The following is a 20,406-nucleotide window of genomic DNA, read 5'->3' on the forward strand; positions in this document are numbered from 1 at the left end:
GGGCCGGATACTGGTCGGCGTAGGCGGGGTCCGGCGGGGGCGACGGCTGCATGGACCGTGCCCGGCCCTAGCCCGTAGCCCCGTTGATCACCGGCTTGTCGATGAGGCCCTCCTCCACGCCCCACTTGGTCGCGATGGTCCGGTACTCACCGCTCGCGATGAGGTACTCGAGGGCCTGCTTCATCGCCTGCCCGAGCTTGGAGTCCTGGGCCACCGGCCAGCCGTACGGTGCGAGGTCGAACACGTCGCCCGTCGTCTCCAGCGCTCCCGCACTGAGTTTCACCGTGAAACCCGTGACCGGTGAGTCCGCCGACATGGCGTCGACGTCGCCGTTGACCAGCGCGGCGGTCAGGTCGTCCTGACGCGTGTAGGTGACCATGTCGATCGGCGACAGACCCGCCGCCTCGCATGCCGAACTCTTCGCGGGCACCTCGGTGGTCTCCTGGATCGACGCGAACGTGACACCGATCCGCAGGCCGCACGCGGCATCCGGGGACACCGTGGTCCCCGTGCGCCGCGCCCACTGCGTACCCGCCTGGAAGTACGTCACGAAGTCGACCAGTTGTTCGCGCTCCAGAGTGTCGGTGAACGAGGACATCCCGGCGTTGAAGCTGCCGCTGCTGACCGATCCGATGATGCTCTCGAACGCCGTCTCCCGGTAGTCCGCCGTGAGGCCCAGCACGCGGGTGACGGCGTTCATGAGGTCGACGTCGAAACCGACGATCTTGCCCGACGGATCCTTGAACTCGTTGGGCGCGTATGGCACGTTGACGCCGACTATCAGGCGGCCGGTCGAGCGGATGTTCTCGGGCACCAACGCCGCGATCTCGGGTATCGCCCCGCCGGAAACCGAAGGGGGAACGGTGCTTTCGGCGACGCTGGCAGGCCTTGTGTCACCGCTTCGGGTTCCGCCCCAGAGCTGCCACGCCCCGACCGTACACACGGCGACCACCGCGATCGACGCGGCCGAGATCCACATCGCCTTCTTCGAAAGACCTGTGCCCGTGGACTTCACGGAGCGGCGGGCGGAGTGTCGACCCGACGTTCGTCCGCCCCGCGGGACCGGCGCCGTCAGCGCACGTCGCGCGGCGGCACCCAGTTCGGCTGCGGTCTGATAGCGCTTGCCCGGTTTCTTCGCCATGCCCTTGGCGACGACCTCGTCGAACGCGGCGAGCTTGGGATCGGTGTCCGACGGCCGCGGCGGGGGCGACATCATGTGCCCGGCGATCTGCTGCTCGAGGCTGTCCGCCTGATACGGCCGCACGCCGGTCAGACACTCGTAGAGCACGCAGGCCAGCGCGTAGATGTCGGCGCGGCCGTCGATCGGGCCCGCTTCGAAGCGCTCGGGTGCCATGTACCCCAACGTGCCCAGCGTGTTGCCCGCCGTCGTCAGGCCCTTCTCACTCGCGGTGCGCGCCAGTCCGAAATCGATGAGGTAGGCGAACTCCCGCACGGTCAGCAGGATGTTCGACGGCTTCACGTCGCGGTGGATCAGCCCCGACGCGTGCGCGGCGTCCAGCGCGTTGGCGACCTGCTCGACGACGGACACCGCCAGCGTCGGCGACAGCGGTCGCTTCCGATCGGCCAGCAACTCCCCCACCGTCTGGCCTTCGATGAGGCGCATGTCGAGGTAGAGCCGGCCGTCGATCTCGCCGAAGCCGTGAATCGGGACGACGTGCGGGTCGCTGACGCCGGCCGCGGCCTGTGATTCCCGACGAAACCGCTGCTGGAAGGTCTCGTCGGCGGCCATGTGATGCGGCAGGACCTTGAGTGCGACGACGCGATCGGTGCGGGTGTCGAAGGCCTCGTAGACCTCGCCCATGCCGCCTCTGCCCAGCAGCTTTCGCAACTGGTAGGGACCGAATTGTGTCGCATCCACCGTGAACTCCTCGGCTGCGGCCTATCGGTGTGTCGTCTGAAGCTACCTCACGTTTGCCGGGGATGCCCGAAGTCTCGTCAGGCTGCGTCAATTTCCGTACGGCCGCGGCGTTCGCGGCATCGGACACCACAGCACCGGCCGACCCAGCGGGCGGGCACGCCGTTCCGCGGAGCATCTGGTCAGGAGCCCGAGGTGCAGCGATCGCATGAATCGAGCCTAGAAGCGTCCGGCGCGCGCCTGCCGCACCAAATCCGCTGGCGCAAGGCGAGCGCGCCTTCCGGGCCCCCTCCAACCGAAAGACGCGCTCGCACGCGCCCCCAACCGACAGATCCGTTTGCACCAACCACGGCGCTCCCGGCGGCACATCTGTCAGACAATGCCAAATGCTAGTAGCCCGTCAATAATGCGGCAAGCCCCAAAGCGCTATTCTGGCGACGGGGTTCAACGATCTTGATTACCGTTGTTACCTGCGCAAAGCGCGATTGCGAACAGTTGCTGGCGAAGTGTGGACACAACGCATAGCACAATCGTTGCCAGGGTGGTGTCAATAACTAGAAGACCCGGCACCACGGATTCATGTTCGAGAAGTGCACCGCGGGCATGCCGTCGACCGTCACGAAGTCGGTGCCCTCGTCCCAGTTGGTGTCCGGTGTGATCCACGGCGGCACGCCGTCGGGGTAGGCGATCGTCATGTCGCGGTAGAACGCCACCCCCGGCGGACAGTCGGAGTTCCTCTCCTGCCTGGGGTTCCACGCGTGCACGACGACGGGATTGGTCAGCGTGCGACCCTGCGCGCAATTGGGCTGGCACTCCACGGAGCTGTCGTCGCCGGTGCCCCTCGCCCCGTCGTAACCCCACTCCGTCCACGTCATGCCCTCGAGGACGCCGGTGTTGTCGCAGTTGTAGTCGAAGCGCTCGGGCCTGGCCTGCGCCGGCTGCTGGGCGGTCACGCACTTGCCGATCGCGTACACGGTCTGCTCGGGCTGCGGATCGGCGGCGGCGATCCCGGAGGTCCAGGTCAACGCCGCCACGGCGATCGTCGTCGACAGTACGAGTCTGCGGGCCACGCGGCCGCTCCTTCGATAGGGGTGTGTGCATCCAGGACGCTAACAGGACGCGAGGAACGTCAGCGCATCGTCACCGGTGCGTGCGGCCCTCGCCGGTAACGTCGGCGCCAGTGACCACTTTCGAAACGGACTACCTGGTCGTCGGCGCAGGCGCGATGGGGATGGCGTTCGTCGACACCCTGCTGACCGAGACGGCGGACACCGACACCACCGTCACGCTCATCGACGACGGCCACCAGCCCGGCGGGCACTGGAATCGGTCGTACCCCTTCGTCCGGTTGCACCAGCCGTCGGCCTACTACGGGGTGAATTCGCGGCCACTGGGCGACGACCTCGTCGACACCACCGGGTGGAACGCGGGGTTCCTCGAACTGGCGACCGGCAACGAGGTCTGCTCGTACTACGAGCAGGTGCTTCACCACCACCTGCTGCCGACCGACCGCCTCACCTACCTGCCGATGGCTCGATACCTGGGCCACAACAGGTTTCGCACGCTGGACGGCACCGAGCACTCCGTCGTCGCGCGACGTCGGGTGGTCGACGCGACGTATCTGCGGACCGAGGTGCCCGCGATGCGGCCGCCGCCTTTCGCCGTCGGCAGCGGTGTGCACGTGGTGGCGCCCAACGACCTGCCCCGCCACGCGCCCGGACACGAGCGCTTCACGATCGTCGGAGCGGGCAAGACCGGCATCGACGTCTGCCTCTGGTTGCTGCGACTCGGCGTCGCCCCCGAGCGCCTGCGGTGGATCGTGCCGCGCGACGCGTGGCTGATGAACCGCGCCGGCGTCCAACCGGGCCCTGGATTCCGCACCTCACTCGTCACGGCCACGCAGGCCGTGTTCGAAGCGAACTCGCTCGACGACCTCCTCCTGCGCCTGGAGGCGAAGGACAACCTACTTCGCGTCGATCCGTCGGTCGTGCCGACGATGTACCACTGCGCCATCGTCTCGCTGCGCGAACTGGAGCATCTTCGCCGGATCCGCGACGTGGTGCGGATGGGCCGGGTGCTCATGGTGGAAGCGGATCGAATGACGTTGCAGGACGGCGACATTGCCACTACCGCTGACACGCTGTACGTCGACTGCACTGCGGCGGGACTATCCCGACCGCCTGCGGTGCCGGTCTTCGACGGTGAGCGGATCACCCTGCAGAGCCTGCGCGGATGCCAGCAGGTGTTCAGTTCCGCCCTGATCGCCCGCGTCGAGACCGGTTACCCCGACGACGACGCCCGCAACGCGCTGTGCGCACCGGTGCCGCACCCCGACGTGCCGCTGGACTGGTTACGCATCACATTGTCGGACAACCTCGCTCAGGCCCGCTGGCTTCAGGACCCGGGTCTGACGGCATGGCTCGAATCGGCACGGCTCAACGCGGTGCGCGGGGTGTTCCCCGAACTCGCCTCAGAGGACACCCGCGAGGCGACGGTCACCGCCCTCACCGCCGCCATGGCGGCGACCAACGACCGACTGTCGGCGCTGATGAGCACCGATTAACTCAGTACTGGGGCTGCGGGCAGCAGCGCGGAGGCGACTACTCAGAGCGCCCCGGCGGTGGCGTCGAGGTCGACGTTCGCGCGCAACGCTCCGCCGAAATCGCCTCAGCCACTCTGCGACCGCTCACCAGGGCACCCTGAATCGACGCCGTGTCACGATGGTCGCCGCACAACCACAGTCCGTCCGGATTGCGCGCCGGGCGCCGAACGATCAGCGGTGCGGGTTGGACGGGGAGTGCGTCGGCGACCTCGTGCCGGATCACCGACGTCCATCCGGACGCGTCGATCCCGAGGATGTCGCTCGCGTGTCGGCGCATCACCGACTCCGAGGGCGTTCGGCGGTCGGGCCCGATGAGTGCCGACGCGGCGACGAGGTGTCGGCCCGGCGGTGCGTACGTCGGTGCGGCCGCACTGATGACCGCGGTGTTGACCACCGGACCCGGCGGATCGGCGCGTCCGTCGACGCACAGCATCGCCGGGCCCGGCGGTACGTCATCGGCGGCCCACCAGTCGGTCACCACACCCTTCATCGCCGGTACTGCCGCACCGGTGAGCACGGCGGCCGCGGGTCCGTCGACGGCCACGACCACCTCCCGCGCGCGTACCGTCGCGTCGCCGTCGGACACCTCCCAGTCGACGCCGGCGCGAACGAGACGAACAGCCTTGCGCTGCAGGCGAATTCGATCGACGACTGGACGTGCCAGTAACGCGGGTAACGCGCCCATGCCGTCGGCCGGCAACCCGGGAGCCCCGAGTGCGAACATCCGCACCAGCAGGAGCGCGAAGGCGTTCGACGTCGATCCCGTGTCATCGAGCAGCACGCCCGCCAGGAAGCGATCGATCACGCGACGAGTCAAGCCGTGAACGTTGCTGCGCTCCAGTGCTTCTCGAAGGGTCGTGTCGTCGCGTGCCGCCGTCAGAGCGCCGGGCCGGAGCGCGGGTAACGCCCAGCGAACGAGAGCGAACACCTCCGGCGGGGTCAGCCCGCCGCGCACGAGCATCTTCGGGACCGCGCGGAACTCGCGCAGCGGGTGCACCCACGTGACGCGGTCGTGATCTCGTCGGACGACCACCCCGGCGTCGAACGCCTGCAATCGCAGCTCAGCGACGTCCACCGCTCGCCGCAACGCGGGGTACGCCGGATTGAGCACCTGGAAGCCGCGGTCACACCGGAAGCCGTCGACGACGTCTGTTCGCACTCGCCCGCCGACCCGGTCCTGTGCCTCCCAGACGACGACGTCGTGACCGCTCCGCGCCAGGACACCCGCGCAGCGCAGTCCTGCGAGGCCGGCGCCGATGACCAGAACGTCGCAGTCCTCGGCACCACTGTTGTCGCTCATGTGACGTGCCTACCGCGGACCGAGTCGGGCCGCGGACGTCGTGCGCGACCGTAACCCTTCGGTAAGCGGGCGGATTTTGCTCAGTACTGGCTGCAGGTGGCGGCGGTCGCGTTGATGGTGCCGGTGTACGCCGCCAGCTGGGGGTACTTCTGCAGCTGCGCGATCAGGCCGCGACGGCCGTCCGGCGGGGCCGCGACCAGCTGCTGCAGATAGCCGTTGGCGATCGGGTTGCCGAGGAGTTGGCTCGCGGCGGCCGGATCCTGCGCTTTCAGCGCGGCGACCACCTGCGAGTAGTTACACGGCGAGTTGACGATGGCCTCGACGTCCGGCTCCGCGCTGGCGATACCGGCTCCGGCGCCCGCGGCGAGAAGCAGTCCGCCGAAGCAGACAGTCAGCTTGGTGGTCACGCGCATTGCATCGGCCTTTCGACATGCGACTGAATCGAGTGAAACGCTACCAGCCATTTCGGGGTCGCGGGTTTGCTTGTGCTGCGCGCGAAATCACTCTTCGAGAATCCACAAGATGACGGAATTCGCCAGATTCCCGTCATCGTGTGTTGTTTCGGCGCGCTACAGCGTGACCACGCCGTACTCGCCGACGTGCGAGATCAGCGTGCGCAGTTGGTCGTCTGCGGTGCCCAGCGTGTTGTCGATCGCGGTGAGCCGGGCGGCGTAGTGCGCCACCGGGTACTCGGCGGTCATGCCGATGCCGCCGTGCAGCTGGATCGCCTCCTGCGAGATGTGCCGGGCGGAGCGACCGATCTGCAGCTTGGACCTGGCGGCGATGACCGGATCGAAGACCCCGTCGGCTACGGAGATCGCGGCGTAGAGGTTCATGCTGCGCGCCAGCTCCAGCGAGACGTACATGTCGGCGGCGCGCTGCGTCAGCGTCTGGAAATTGCGCAGCGGAACCCCGAACTGCTTGCGGCTGGTGAGGTACTCGGTGGTCAGCCGCAGCGACTCCTCCATCGCGCCGACGGCTTCGGCGCACAGCACCGACTGCGCACGGACGATGGTGCGGACGACGTGCTCGGTCGCGTCGCCACCGGCCCCGAGCGGTTCGGCCGCGACGGCGTCGAGGTCGATCTGCGCGCCGCGCCTGCCGTCGAACGTGCGATACGAATGCCGTTGCGTCGCAGCGGCATCGACGAGGAACAACCCGACGCCGCCGTCGGGCAGGGCCGCGGTCACGACGAGCACATCCGCGGAGTCGCCCGCTAGCACGGGCTGCTTGCGGCCGCTGATTCTGCCATCCGTCGCCGTCGTCGTCACATCGGCCGTGGGCAGCCGCTGGCCGGGCTCACCGTGCGCGAAGGCCAGCAGCTTCTCGCCGGCCGCGACGTCGTCGAGCAGTTTCCTCTGCTCGTCGGTGCCGAGTTCGGCGATCAGGCCACCGGGGATCAGCGCGCCCGGCGCCACCGGTTCGGGTGCCAGCCGCCTGCCGATCTCCGTCATGACGGTGACGATCTCGAGGTGGCCGGCCTCGTCGGGATCGAAGCCGAGGCCGAGGATGCCGGTCTCGGCCAGCTGGCCCCACACGTCGGCGCTCCAGCCCTTCTCGGCGTCGACGGTCTCGTTCAGCTTCGTGATGTCGTAGCTGCGGGTGAGCAGTTCGCGCGTGACGTCGCGCAGCATCTGCTGTTCTTCGGTGAGGTCGAAATCCATGTCAGCAGCTCACAATCCGAGGATGGTCGAGGCGATGATGGTCCGCTGGACCTCGTTGGTACCGCCGTAGATGGACGTCTTGCGGTAGTTGAGATAGCGCGGCGCGGCGTCCTGCGCCCAGTCCGGCGCATCGAGGTCGGAGCCGGCGTTGAACGGCAGCGCCTCGGGTCCGGCCACCTCGACGAGTAGCTCGCTCGCAGCCTGCTGCAGCTGGCTGCCGCGCAGCTTCAGGATCGACGACGCCGGATTCGGCTTGCCGTCGGCATCCGAACCGCTGACGCGCAGCTGCGTCAGCTCCAACGCCAGCAGACCGGTCTCGATCTCGGCGACGCGAGCGGCGAAGATCGGATCATCAAGCAGCGCAACCCCGTTGATGTCGACCTGCGCGGCACGCTCCTTGACCTGAGACATCCACGACTTGGTGAGCCCGATCCGCGCGATGCCCGAACGCTCGTTGCCGAGGAGGAACTTCGCGTAGGTCCAGCCCTGGTTCTCCTCGCCGACGAGCTGGTTCGCGGGCACGCGGACGTCCTCGAAGAACACCTCGTTCACCTCGTAGCCGCCGTCGATCAGCTTGATGGGTCGCAACGTGATTCCCGGCGTGGACATCTCGGCGAGCAGGAACGAGATGCCCGCCTGCTTCTTGGGCGCCTCCGGGTTGGTGCGGGCCAGCAGGAAGATCCAGTCGGCGTACTGGCCGAGGGTCGTCCACGTCTTCTGGCCGTTGATGACGTAGTCGTCGCCGTCGCGGACCGCGGTGGTCCGCAGCGACGCCAGGTCGGAACCCGCCTCGGGTTCGGAGAAGCCCTGACACCACCAGATGTCGAGGTTGGCGGTCGGCGGCAGGAACCGCTCCTTCAGCTCCTGCGAGCCGAACTGCGCGATCACGGGGCCGACCATCTTGGCGTTGAACGCCAGCGGTTCGGGAACCCCGGCCAGCTGCATCTCGTCGAGCCAGATCTGCTGCCGCAGCGTCGACCAGTCCTTGCCGCCCCACTCGACGGGCCAGTTCGGCACCGCCAGGCCGTTGGCGTTGAGGATGCGCTGGGTGGTCACCATGTCGTCGGGCCACTTGGGGTGCCCGGAGGCCACCCGCTCGCGCAGGTCCGCGGGGATCTCCTCGGAGTAGAACCGCCGCAGCTCGTCGCGGAAGGCGGCGTCCTCGTCGCTCAGGGTCAGCTTCACGCCTTCGACGATATCCACCAACCGGACGGTCGGAACCGCGGGTACCGGTAAGCGCCGGCGATGGGCACACCTTCCGCCCGGTGCGCGCCCCCGCGGTGGTCGGTTTTCACTTCCGACGTTGCGGGCACCTTGCACCGGACGAAATCTCTTAGCGAAAGGACGGTTGCCTGTGAACGACGTCGACGAGGTACTCGAGGACCTGAGTGCCGAGTACTCGGATCTGGCGCGAACCGATTTCGAGGAGATCGTCGCGCTCATCTCGGCGGCGCCGGGTTCGGACAGCGGGATGAGCGTGGCGACCGCCCTCGAACCCATCGCGCCCGCGATCGCGTCCCGGTTGCGGGAGGCGGATGCGGGCGACACCACCGAGTTCCTGCGCATTCTGAAGGGCGCGGCGAATTACGTGCTGACGCGGTGGGACGACCCGAGCAGCGACGCCCCGGAGTTCGACGGGGTCGAGCAGTTCGTGCGCAATCTGGAGCAGTGAGTAGAGACCAAGACGGCCCCGCCACCAAGGGGGGGGATGAGGTGGCGGGGCCGATCAGTTGAGTGCTTGGGGGGAAGCACCGATGCGAACGTAACGCGCGTCCCTGAGAGGAACTTAAGCGCGCAGTGCGGCGACCCTGTCAAACGGCTGCTTTCGGAGTAATCGTCGCCACATCAGCCCCGTGGGAGTGGCTGCCGTTACCCCAAGGCCGAACCGGCTATCGCTGCGCGGCCCGGTACTGCCGCGGCGTCATGTCGAACCAGCGCTTGCAGGACCGGTTGAGCGCACTCTGCTCGGTGTAGCCGACGAGGCTGGCGACGTGACTCAGCTCCACGTCCCGGTTGGCGAGGTAGCGGGCCGCGAGGCCGCGTCGTTCACGTTCGATGACGTCCTGGCAGCGGGTGCCCTCGGCGGCGAGGCGCCGCTGCAGGGTGCGGGTCGGGACAGCCAGTTCGCAAGCAATCGCCTCGACGCTGCACCGCCCCGTCGGCAGCAGGTTGCGGGCCAGGTCGGCCACGCGCTCGGACAGCCTCGCCGACGGCGGGATGTAGCGCGAATCGAGGTACTTGCGGGCCAGCCGGCGGGTCGCGGTGTCCGCGCCGGCGATCGGGAGTTCGGCGGTCGCCGCGGAGAGCGCCCAGCCGCACCAGGCCCGGTTGAACTGCACCGGACACCCCAGCACCTCTCGGTACGCGTCGTCCGAACCCTGCTGGGGATGCGCGAAGGCGATGTAGGCGGGCAGGACGTCGGGCCCGGCGAGCAGGTGCACGATCTGCACCGCGATCCCCATGCTGAGCTCGTAGCTCTGGATCGCCGACGTCACGTCCGAATCGGTCACCTCGAACACGAACGCGATGTCGGGGTCCGCCGGCCACGGCGCACGCTTCAACGTCATCGCCGGCGAATGCACGAAGAGGTAGTGCGCCACGATGTCAACGGCGCTCAGCAGCGTTCGCGCGTTGCGGGCGACCACGGCGACCGGGCCCAGGACGTCGAGGCCCTGCCATTGCGATAGCCGGAGGCCCAGATCCGGGCACTTCAGTTCGTCGGCCGTTGCCTCGAGCATGGCAGCGAACGCGGTGAACGAGATGAACTCGTCCTCGCGCTCGTCGACTCCGCGCGGCATACCGAAACGCGCGAGGTAGACGCTCGGATCGCCGCCGAGCCGATGCACCACCTCGCGGTAGCCCCACAGCGCGGTCGCCTGGATGAGACTCGCCACGTGACGAGTGTGGCGGGAAAAGTCAAAAATCTGGCGGAATCGATCAAGATCGCGCGCCAGCAACTCGGCGATCATATGCGCGATCCCTGCATCCATGCAGACGGCAGCCCCCGGAGGAGTCGATGTGCCGCGTCACCAGTCCCGACCGCATCGGCGGTCGATGGTTCACGCCGTACCTGCCGGACCCGCCCGCAGTGTCCGCTGACTCAGTCGGCCTCACGGCGTAGCCGAACCACTCAAGCCCCTCACCGCTGCGGCGGTCTCGCCTACCCCACCAGGTGTGCCCCCGACTTCTCAGGAGTACCCGTGAATCACCAGCCAGCGAGCAAGCGCGCACGCCGCACGTGGACCGCGGAGCAGGAGGTCGCCCTCGAGCGGCTCGCCTCGGCGGCGCGACAGGCCACTCACGCGCGAACCCCCGAGTCCAGGGAGCTCCTCCAACTGGCCGTCGACGCGGCCCGCGACGTCGGCGTCGGCTGGACGCGCATCGGCGACGCGCTCGACATGGCCGGCGGCAACGCCTATCAGAAGTACCGGAAGAGGCACTCCTGCGACGAACGCTGCGGACGGCCCGCCGAATAGGCGGTGTCCGGCCGGGGAACTCCGCGAGGACCGTTCTGCGCGCGGCGTGGTTCGGGGGTTGTATTGACCTAGTCCGAGCATCTGGAGGTTCACATGACCGCAATCGCGACGACGAACTGGCAACCCGCCGACGTCCGCCCGCTGAGCGACGAGGCGGTAGCCCAGCTGGACGGCTGGTGGCGGGCGGCGAACTACCTCTCGGTGGGCCAGATCTACCTCCTGAACAATCCGCTGCTGCGTACGCCGCTGGCGCGCGACGACGTCAAGCCGCGCCTGCTCGGCCACTGGGGCACCACGCCCGGCCTGAACTTCCTCTACGCGCATCTCAACCGGGCGATCGCCGAGCGTCGGCAGTCCACGCTGTACATCACCGGACCGGGACACGGCGGTCCCGGCCTGGTGGCCAACGCCTACCTCGACGGCACGTACTCGGAGATCTACTCCGACATCACCCCCGACCTCGAAGGCATGCGGCGACTGTTCAGGCAGTTCTCCTTCCCCGGCGGCATCCCGTCGCACGTGGCCCCGGAGACGCCCGGTTCGATCCACGAGGGCGGTGAGCTCGGCTACGCGCTGTCGCACGCATACGGTGCCGCGTTCGACAACCCCGACCTGCTGGTGGCGGCGGTCGTCGGCGACGGCGAAGCCGAGACGGGCGCGCTGGCGACCAGCTGGCATTCGAACAAGTTCACCAACCGCGTGCACGACGGCGTCGTGCTGCCGATCCTGCATCTCAACGGATACAAGATCGCGAATCCCACTGTGCTGGATCGTATTCCGACCGACGACCTGCGCAGCCTGATGATCGGATACGGGCACAACCCGTACTTCTTCGAGGTAGACGAGGACACCGACCACGCGACCGCGCACCGCGACTTCGCCCTGCTGCTCGACACCGTGCTCAACGAGATCGCCGAACTCAAAGCCGATTCCGACAACGAATCGCCCGCGCGCTGGCCGATGATCGTGTTCCGGACGCCGAAGGGCTGGACCGGTCCCGCGTACATCGACGGCAAGAAGACCACCGGGTCGTGGCGGGCCCACCAGGTACCGCTGGCCAACGCCCGCGATACCCCCGAGCACCTGCAGGTGCTCGCCGACTGGCTGGCGTCCTATCGGCCCGCGGAACTGTTCGACGACGACGGCACCCTCCGGGAGGACCTGGCCGCGCTCGCGCCACCCGGCGCGCTGCGGATGAGCGCCAACCCGCACGCCAACGGCGGTGCGCTGCTGAAGGACCTGCGGCTCCCCGACTTTCGCGCCTACGCCGTCGACGTGCCCGCACCGGGTGCGACCATCGCGGAATCGACGAGGGTGCTCGGTACCTGGCTCACCGACGTCGTACGGCGCAATCCGAACAACTTCCGCATCTTCGGACCCGACGAGACCGCGTCGAACAGGTTGCAGGGCGTCTTCGACGCGACCGACAAGCAGTGGAACGCGGAGTACTTCGGCCCCGAAGTCGACGAGCACCTGGCACGCGCGGGTCGTGTCGTCGAGATGCTCTCCGAGCACCAGTGCCAGGGCTGGCTCGAGGGCTACCTGCTCACCGGTCGGCACGGGCTGTTCAACTGCTACGAGGCGTTCATCCACATCATCGACTCGATGTTCAACCAGCATGCCAAGTGGCTGAAGGTCACCAACCACATCCCGTGGCGGCGGCCCGTCGCCAGCCTGAACTACCTTCTCTCCAGCCATGTCTGGCGTCAGGACCACAACGGCTTCAGCCACCAGGATCCCGGCTTCATCGACCACGTGGTCAACAAGCGCGCCGAGGTGGTGCGCGTCTACCTGCCGCCGGACGCCAACACGCTGCTGTCCACCTACGATCACTGCCTGCGCTCGCGGCAGTACGTCAACGTCGTCGTCGCGGGTAAGCAGCCGAGCCCCAACTTCCTGACCATGGAGCAGGCGATCGCCCACTGCACGCGCGGTCTCGGGATCTGGGAGTGGGCTGGCACCGAGACACTGGGCGAGGATCCCGACGTCGTGATCGCGACGTGCGGTGACGTGCCGACTCTGGAGGGGCTGGCGGCGGTCGACCTGCTGCGACAACACCTGCCGGAGTTGAAGATCCGGTTCGTCAACGTCGTCGACCTGATGCGCCTGCAAGACGAGAGGGAACACCCGCACGGACTGTCGGACCGCGCGTTCGACATGATCTTCACGACCGATAAGCCGGTGATCTTCGCCTATCACGGCTACCCGTGGCTGATCCACCGACTGACCTACCGCCGCGCCGGCAACGAGAACCTGCACGTGCGCGGATACAAGGAGGAGGGCACCACCACGACGCCGTTCGACATGGTGATGCTCAACGACCTGGATCGCTATCACCTGGTGATCGACGTCATCGACAGGGTGCCGTTCCTCGGCTCGACGTGCGCCACGCTCCGTCAGCAGATGGTCGACAAGCGGATCGCCGCGCGCGAGTACACCCGCGAGCACGGCGACGACATCCCCGAGGTCAAGGACTGGGCCTGGCCAGCGGCGCACGGCGCGTCGTTCGGATCGGGCGTCGCCGCGACGCTGTCGACCGGCGGCGACAACGAGTAGTTCAGCTGCCTGACAGCGGCTTCCAGCCCGGCGGCGGGTCCTCGCCGACGCGGCCGTCGACGACCTCGCGGAGCAAGTCGGCGTGACCGGTGTGCCTGCCGTACTCCTCGATAAGGTCGCACACCAGTCGGCGCAGGCTGGCGTGTTCGCCCTCCTCCGAGGCGACGTGCACCAGCTGGTCGAGGCCTCCGTTGGCGAGTGCCGCATCCAGGCGGGTTCGCGACCGGGCGACGGCGTCGTCCCAGCCCGCGTAGAGACTGTCAGGCGCATCGTCGGCCGCCGACCGGAAGTCCCAGTCGTCACCGTCCCACTGGGACTCCCACGGCTCGCCGAGCGGAGCTCCGGACAGCTTCACGGTGAACATGAAGTCCTCGGCGAAGGCCAGATGCTTGAGCAGGCCGCCGAGTGTCAGCGCGGACGCGCCGACCCCGGTGGACAGGCCGGCCGCGTCGAGGTCGTCGGCCTTCCAGCGGAACGTCGTCCGCAGCCGCTCGAGGGCACCGACGAGATGCGCGACCTCGGTGCCCGCCAGCGGTGGTTCCCACGGAGTCGCTTGATCCTGGAAGTGGTCCACCGGGTCCACCGTAGGCGGTCACGTATGGTCTAGCGACGCCGCGGAGCGCGTCGAGCAAAGGGTTCGGCAACGCTCACACACCTCACCCACGCTCGCGCGATCCGTGCGGAGTGTTGGCCAGCAAATCGCGTTAGTACCGGTGAAGACCTCGGCTTAAGTATTGTTGCATCGTGGCGACGACCGCGGATGGGCACCGTACGGGGCTCTTCAGCAACCGTGGACGCCGATTGAGTCCCGCTCTCGAACGCGAGTTTGAGGAGGTCTTCGATCGTGGCGGGCGCGGTCCGCGATCGGAGCTCTGGTTGCTCATACTGGTGTGGGTCGCCGTGGTCGTCATCTTCCACGAGTACCTGCTCGACGTGCCTTCGGCGCTGCTATCCTGGGTTCCCCTGCTCTTGATCGGGGTGGGGTTGCCCGCCGTGCTGCGATGGCTGAGCGGCTCGCACAGCCCGTGGAACAGGTGGTCGCAAGCACTCTTCGTGCTCGCGACGTATCTGGACGTCGCGTGCTTGATGGTGATCCGCGTCGCCGGCTTGCAGCAGGGCGCCCCGACGCTGCCGATCGTCGTGCCGGTCGCCATCTTGATGAGCCTGGTGATCGCACAGATCAGGTTCGCCTACCTGGCGTCGGCGATTCTGTTGGGACTCGTCGGCATCATCGTCGCCGAACTGAGCGTGCACCAGGTCACCACGGGGTCGCTGTTCGACATGGCGGCGTCCGCGGGGATCGTCGCCGTGTCGTTGGCGTCGGCATACGAGCTGGAGGCCAGCAGCCGAGCCGCATGGATGCGCGCGCGGGCACTCGACGAGCTCACGCGCATCGACAGTCTCACCGGCCTACCGAACCGCCGATTCCTCGATCAACGGCTATACGAGATCATTTCGGCCGGCGGATCGGTGACGCTGGCCATCTTCGATATCGACGATTTCAAGGCGTTCAACGATCACTTCGGCCACCCCGCCGGTGACGAATGCCTTCGATCGATCGGAGAGCACCTTCGACGTCAGCTGGACGACGAGCACGAATCGGCAGCCCGCTACGCGGGCGAGGAGTTCGCCGTGGTGTGGCGGAACACCGCGCCCGAAACTGCACTAGCGCGTGCCGAGCACCTGCGCGCATCGATCGGAGAAATCGGCATCACGCGGCCCGACGGAAACGGTCCGTTGACCGCCTCCGCCGGCACCGCAGAGCTGTACCTGCCACCGAATGACACCGCCGCGCTGACGGCAACCGATGCATCGGATCTGTTGTACACCATGATGAACCGGGCTGACCGCGCGCTCTATCGAGCCAAGGCCGCGGGCCGTGACAGATCCGTGCACGACCTCTCGACGATCTCCTACGCCGACCGGGAGAAGCCGCCGTCCCTCATCGTCGCCCCGACGTCGCGCGACGACTTCGGACCACGGTTACACGCGACCGCCACGACCCTCCGCTTCGCCGCCCCTGAGGACGAAGCCGAATTCCGGGACTCAGACGAGGAGTTGGGCCGCCGCACAAGACGTTTCATCATGATCGGTCTCCTGGCGGTGTGCGCGTTCATCTTCTTCTTTCAAGGTCCGCTGCTCAAGATCCCTCCGGAGGCGGCGACTTTCGGGCGTCTGACATTGGTCATCGGGTTGATGCCGGCAGCGATCGTGGCCGCTGTAGGAGCCTCCGCACGTCGCCTCCGGCGCTGGTCGGCGCCCATCTACGTCGGCGCGGTCGGGGTGATCCTCACGGCTCAGATGGTCGAGCGCGCCATCTTGATGTCACGAGGCTTCGACGTCGTGCCGTTCCTCATGCCGATCTCGGTTCTACTGAGCCTGTGCGTCGTCCAGATCGCCTACAACATCCTGATGCCCTCGATGGTGGTGATGTTGACGGGCATCATCGTGTTCGAGGCCCTGACGATTCCGCTCAGCGGGTATCAGGCGCTGGCCATGTCCACCGCGGTGGTCATGGCGTTCGTGACCGTGCGATTCGCCTACCAACTGGAGCGGTCTCGACGTCTGGACTGGAGCCGTTCGAAGCTCCTCGAGATACAGAGTCTGACCGATCCGCTCACCCGCCTACCGAACAGGCGCGCGGTCCTCGCCCATCTCCGCGAGATGCTCGCCGAGTCAAGGGAACCCGCACTGCTGCTCGTCGACGTCGACCACTTCAAGGCGTACAACGATCGGTTCGGCCACCTGGCAGGCGACGGGTGCCTGGTAGCGGTCGGTGAACAACTGCGCGTCGCGGCCGCCGCGTGCGGCGGCATGGCGGCCCGTCTCGGCGGCGAGGAGTTCGCCGTCGTCATGCCCGGCGGTCCCACGGCCGCAGAGGAAGCCGCCAGGATCCGATCCTTGGCGACCGGGCCGCAGACTGCCGACGGGCAGGGTGGGCCGGTCACCGTGTCGGCCGGGTTGGCGCCGGCTACCGGAACGGCGTCCGACGATCCGGACTCGGTCATCTCCGAGTTGTTGTCGCGTGCAGACAGGGCCCTGTACGCCGCCAAGCGGAACGGGCGGGACTGTCTCGTGGTCGACGTCGGTGACCGGACGGACGGGTGCCCGGCGTCAGAGCCCCACCCACGCTAGGCGCTCAGAGCCTGCGCAGCACCGCGTCGCGGTCGGTCACGACGAACGTCGCACCGGTGCCGACCGGCGCGCCGGGCTGCTCGACGAACGGCACGGTCCGGAAGTCGGCGCGCAACTCGTCGGGGGTGATCCGCGTCCGCACGTAGCCGCGACGATTGCTGAAGTAGCGGATGTGCGGGTTCTCCGGCAGCACGGCCTCGATCTCCGCGCGGGTCTCCGATCCGTCGCCCCCCGAGCTGATCGAGCTCGTGACGAGTTCCGTTGCCACAACCGGTGACTCCACATCCCCCGGTCGTTCGTGCACCTCGGCAGCCCAGTGCGAGTGGACGTCGCCGGTGAGCACCACCGCGTTGCGCACCGGAGAGTTCTCGATGCCGTTGATGATCCGCTGCCGATTGGCGACGTAGCCGTCCCACCCGTCGGGGTTGTAACCGCCACCGGGACCCGACACGACGTCGACCCGGCCGAAGAACACCTGCTGGCCCAGCACGTCCCAGCGGGTGGCCGACTGCGCGAACCCGTCCAGGAGCCACCGCTCCTGGGCTGCACCCGTGAGCGTCGCGGTGGGATCGAAGCGCTGCACGCAGTCCGAGGCGAACGTGTCACCACAGGGCTGATCGGTCCGGTACTGCCGGGTGTCGAGCATGTGGAACGTGGCCAGCGCACCCCAGTTCACCCGCCGGTGGAGCGTCATGTCCACGCCGGACGGGCGGGCGGTGGACCGCAGCGGCATGTTCTCGTAGTACGCCTGCAACGCCGCCGCACGCCGCGCGGGGAAGTTCGCGTCCGGTGCGGAGGGGGTGTCGTCGGCCCAGTTGTCGGCCACCTCGTGGTCGTCGAACACCACGAGCCAGGGCGCGACGGCGTGCGCGGCCCGCAGGTCGGGATCGGTCTTGTACTGCGCGTGGCGGCGCCGGTAGTCCGCGAGCGTCACGGTCTCCGGACCGGCGTGGTCGCGAACGCGCCGGGGACTCCTACCGGCGGCGTACTCGTACAGGTAGTCGCCGAGGTGAAGAACGAGATCCGGAGAGTCCTCGGCCAGCCTGCGATACGCCGTGAACCAGCCCTGCTCGAAGTGCGAGCACGACGCGACGCACATCGTCAGCGGCGCCAGCGAGCCCGCAGCCGGAGCGGTCCGCGTTCGACCCGCCGGTGACAGGTGGCCTTCGGCGCGGAATCGGTAGTGATAGTCCGCGCCCGGCTGCAGGCCGCTCAGCTCGACGTGCACGCTATGGGCGGAGTCAACCGCGGCCGACACCGTTCCGGTCTGGACGATCCGAGTGAATCCTTCGTCGTGGGCGAGCTGCCAATCGACGTCGACCGTGCGATTCGGCATGCCTCCGCGGCCGTCCTCGGCGAGCGGATCCGGGGCCAGCCGGGTCCAGAGCACGACGCCGTCGGCGGTCGGTTCACCGGACGCGACGCCGAGCGTGAACGGGTCGCCGGCGAGCCGCATCGGCGGAGTCCAGGCGATCAGAGGCAGGGTGGCGACCACCGCAGCGCCCTTGAGCACCGTGCGGCGGTTGAGGTGAGACACGTCGAAACATGCGCTGCCGAGCTTTCCGGCGGGCGCCCTGCGGTCGACGTGTCGGTGACGTCACGGGGTACGTCCAGCGCTGATATCGAATTCCTGACGTCTACGACAATTCGATTCCCGTCAGCGGGCGGGTCCGGTTACAGTCCGGCCGTGTCGACGAACCGCCTGCTGCTCAGAATCGGAATCGGCATCGTCGGCGCGGGCATCGCGCTCGGGGCCGGCCACGGGGCGGCCGCCGCCGAGACGGAGCCGTCGGGCGGCGGTGCGTCCGCGACCTCGGAATCGTCGCAGTCCTCCCCCGAGTCGCAGTCTTCCCCGGAGTCGCCGTCGGACACCGCCTCGGTGTCGGAGTCCGCGACGGCGGACGCGAATGAGCAAGCCACCGAGAAGGATTCGACGGGTAGCCCGCCGAAGGACCTCGACAGGCCGACGACCACGGTGAGCGCCTCCACGGTGACCGTGCGGCGCGACGAAACCGTCGACGAGGTGGCCACGGAGTCGTCGACGCCCGTCAAGCAGGTGACAGCACCCGAATCCGAGCCTGCAAGCGCGGTCGAGCCCGAGCCCGAGCCCAAGGCCGAGCCCGTGGCGGAGGCCGTTGAACCGGTCGCCGCCACTGAACAACCCGCGGTCGAAGCACCGGCGACGCCGACCGCGGTCGAGGCCACGTTGTCGTCCGATCTCGAGCCCGCCGAGGCCGTCGCCCCCGAGGCCGCCACGCTGCGCAGCGCGGCCGCGCCGGTCGAGCGCTCAGTACGCCCGCCGGGACCGCTGGCCACGGTGGTGTTCAGTTTGCTGTCCGCCTTCGGCCTGCTCCCATCGGCTCCCGCGGTACCCGCCAACGTCGTCGGCGTTCCGGCTCAGCCGATTCCGGGCGCGTCGTCCAACCTCGGCGTGACCGGCGTCAAGGTGGGCCGTTCGGACGTTCAGATCCCGGTCGGCTCCGCGACCTACACCGGCGCGGCCGACTGGTACTTCCCCACGCAGGCCGACGGCACGGTGCAGGCGCAGGGCGTGATGTGGCTGCAGCACGGCTTCCTGGGCAGCAAGTCGTGGTATTCGGCGCTGGCCCGGCAGTTGGCTCAGGAGACCAACAGCGTCGTGGTGGTTCCCAACATCCCGTCCTTCGGCTTCTTCTCCTGCGCCGGCTGCAGCCTCAACACCGTCGCGATGCAGCAGGGCGTCGCCGACCTGTTCGCCGACCCGAACCGGGTGTCGCTGACCAACAGTGCAGGCGCCGCGGGTTATCAGGGCGTGCTGCCGGACAAGTTCATCCTGACCGGGCACTCGGCGGGCGGGGCGCTGGCAGCGGCGGCGGGCGGCTTCTACACCGACGCCGTGGCGCCAACCGAAAACAGCCTCCTCGGCGTGGTCATGTACGACGGTGTTTCGTCGAACGGCACCTTCGCGCCCGCCCTGGCCAGCCTGAGGGCGGCGGGCATCCCGCTCTACCAGATCGCGGCACCACCACAGGCGTGGAACGCCAACGGCCAGACGACAGACGACCTGGTGACGCTGAGTCCCGGCCAGTTCGTCGGTGTCGTGCTCGCCGACGGCTCACACGTCGACTCGTTGATCGGCGGCTCTCCGATCATCGACTTCTTCAGCCAGCTCTTCGTCAAACGCTCCCCGCCGGGGAACACCGATGCCGTCTACACGTTCGCGACCGGCTGGGTCAACGACATGTACGCGGGCCGCGGCCCGGCCGATCCGCTCTACGGCATCTACGGCGCACCGGATCAGTACATCGTGCTCGGGGAGGCGGCGGCGGTGGTGCTCGGCCCGCCTCCGGTGGTCGACGTGAACCGCTACCTCGGCACCTGGTACGAACTGGGCAGCGTGCGGCAGTTCTTCTCGATCGGCCTGGTGAACACGACAGCCGAGTACACCCTCAACCCGGACGGATCCATCCGGGTTGAGAACTCGGGCAACTACTTCGTCAACAACGGCCCGAAGATCACCATCGTGGGCGCCGCACTGCCGGTCGATCCCGACAACAACAAGCTGAACGTGGCGTTCTTCGGACCGGTCTCGGCCACCCCGCCGGGCAACTACTGGATCGTCGACCTGGCACCGGACTACAGCTGGGCGATCGTGAGCGACTCCCGCGGCCTCAGCGGCTTCCTGCTCAGCCGAACCCGCACCGTCTCCGAGGAGCTCTACCAGGAGCTGTTGGACCGGGCCTCGGTCAAGGGCGTCAAACGGCTGATCATCCGCACCCGCCAACCCGCCGCCGAGACGAGCACGGTGGCGGTGTAGC

15 protein-coding genes are annotated in these 20,406 nt (G+C 68.1%); 6 read left to right on the top strand and 9 right to left on the bottom strand.

Annotated features, from left to right (window positions below; genetic code table 11):
* Positions 1–67: 67 nt before the first annotated feature.
* Both stpK7 and NM203_RS18275 read right to left on the bottom strand, forming a co-directional pair.
* Positions 68–1,879 (bottom strand): serine/threonine protein kinase StpK7, encoded by a 1,812-nt coding sequence (stpK7, locus tag NM203_RS18270; RefSeq protein WP_255061476.1) that lies wholly within the window; start codon positions 1,877–1,879, stop codon positions 68–70.
* A gap of 551 nt (positions 1,880–2,430) precedes the next feature.
* A complete protein-coding gene (locus NM203_RS18275) occupies positions 2,431–2,946 on the bottom strand; it encodes a hypothetical protein (RefSeq protein ID WP_255061477.1) in 516 nt (171 codons plus the stop codon).
* Between the two features lie 110 nt (positions 2,947–3,056).
* On the opposite strand from NM203_RS18275, the gene NM203_RS18280 reads away from it, so the two are divergent.
* Positions 3,057–4,439: an NAD(P)/FAD-dependent oxidoreductase gene (locus NM203_RS18280; RefSeq protein ID WP_255061478.1), complete on the top strand. Its 1,383-nt coding sequence runs from the start codon at positions 3,057–3,059 to the stop codon at positions 4,437–4,439.
* Positions 4,440–4,476: 37 nt separating this feature from the next.
* Here NM203_RS18280 and NM203_RS18285 read toward each other — a convergent pair whose 3' ends face one another.
* The 4 genes from NM203_RS18285 to NM203_RS18300 form a co-directional block, all read right to left on the bottom strand.
* Positions 4,477–5,778, bottom strand: a complete 1,302-nt coding sequence (locus NM203_RS18285; protein ID WP_255061479.1) for an FAD-dependent oxidoreductase — start codon at positions 5,776–5,778, stop codon at positions 4,477–4,479.
* An 80-nt stretch (positions 5,779–5,858) separates the two neighbouring features.
* Positions 5,859–6,191 (bottom strand): hemophore-related protein, encoded by a 333-nt coding sequence (locus NM203_RS18290; protein ID WP_255061480.1) that lies wholly within the window; start codon positions 6,189–6,191, stop codon positions 5,859–5,861.
* A 156-nt stretch (positions 6,192–6,347) separates the two neighbouring features.
* Complete coding sequence (locus NM203_RS18295; RefSeq protein ID WP_255061482.1) at positions 6,348–7,442, bottom strand: acyl-CoA dehydrogenase family protein; 1,095 nt, start codon at positions 7,440–7,442, stop codon at positions 6,348–6,350.
* A gap of 9 nt (positions 7,443–7,451) precedes the next feature.
* On the bottom strand, positions 7,452–8,627 hold the full coding sequence (locus tag NM203_RS18300) for an acyl-CoA dehydrogenase family protein (RefSeq protein WP_255061483.1): 1,176 nt from the start codon (positions 8,625–8,627) through the stop codon (positions 7,452–7,454).
* 169 nt (positions 8,628–8,796) lie between these two features.
* Here NM203_RS18300 and NM203_RS18305 point away from each other — a divergent pair, with 169 nt between their 5' ends.
* Positions 8,797–9,114 carry a hypothetical protein gene (locus NM203_RS18305; protein ID WP_255061484.1) on the top strand — a complete coding sequence of 106 codons (318 nt, stop codon included), beginning with the start codon at positions 8,797–8,799 and terminating at the stop codon, positions 9,112–9,114.
* Between the two features lie 217 nt (positions 9,115–9,331).
* Here NM203_RS18305 and NM203_RS18310 read toward each other — a convergent pair whose 3' ends face one another.
* Positions 9,332–10,336, bottom strand: a complete 1,005-nt coding sequence (locus NM203_RS18310; protein ID WP_255061485.1) for an AraC family transcriptional regulator — start codon at positions 10,334–10,336, stop codon at positions 9,332–9,334.
* Between the two features lie 306 nt (positions 10,337–10,642).
* Between NM203_RS18310 and NM203_RS18315 the strand changes: the two genes are divergently transcribed.
* Both NM203_RS18315 and NM203_RS18320 read left to right on the top strand, forming a co-directional pair.
* The gene (locus NM203_RS18315; protein ID WP_255061486.1) at positions 10,643–10,918 is read left to right on the top strand and encodes a hypothetical protein; all 276 of its coding nucleotides are present in this window, start codon (positions 10,643–10,645) and stop codon (positions 10,916–10,918) included.
* A gap of 93 nt (positions 10,919–11,011) precedes the next feature.
* Complete coding sequence (locus NM203_RS18320; protein ID WP_255061487.1) at positions 11,012–13,474, top strand: phosphoketolase family protein; 2,463 nt, start codon at positions 11,012–11,014, stop codon at positions 13,472–13,474.
* Position 13,475: 1 nt separating this feature from the next.
* Here NM203_RS18320 and NM203_RS18325 read toward each other — a convergent pair whose 3' ends face one another.
* A complete protein-coding gene (locus NM203_RS18325) occupies positions 13,476–14,048 on the bottom strand; it encodes a mycothiol transferase (RefSeq protein ID WP_255061488.1) in 573 nt (190 codons plus the stop codon).
* A gap of 302 nt (positions 14,049–14,350) precedes the next feature.
* On the opposite strand from NM203_RS18325, the gene NM203_RS18330 reads away from it, so the two are divergent.
* Positions 14,351–16,609, top strand: a complete 2,259-nt coding sequence (locus NM203_RS18330) for a GGDEF domain-containing protein (RefSeq protein WP_255061489.1) — start codon at positions 14,351–14,353, stop codon at positions 16,607–16,609.
* Between the two features lie 4 nt (positions 16,610–16,613).
* Here the strand turns inward: NM203_RS18330 and NM203_RS18335 are convergent, their stop codons facing one another.
* Positions 16,614–18,146, bottom strand: coding sequence for an alkaline phosphatase D family protein (locus tag NM203_RS18335; protein ID WP_255061490.1), 1,533 nt, complete (start codon positions 18,144–18,146; stop codon positions 16,614–16,616).
* Between the two features lie 150 nt (positions 18,147–18,296).
* Here NM203_RS18335 and NM203_RS18340 point away from each other — a divergent pair, with 150 nt between their 5' ends.
* Positions 18,297–20,405: a lipocalin family protein gene (locus NM203_RS18340; protein WP_255061491.1), complete on the top strand. Its 2,109-nt coding sequence runs from the start codon at positions 18,297–18,299 to the stop codon at positions 20,403–20,405.
* The last annotated feature ends 1 nt before the right edge of the window (position 20,406 follow it).

This window comes from Mycolicibacterium arenosum, assembly GCF_024320865.1.
GTDB classification, from domain to species: Bacteria; Actinomycetota; Actinomycetes; order Mycobacteriales; family Mycobacteriaceae; genus Mycobacterium; species Mycobacterium arenosum.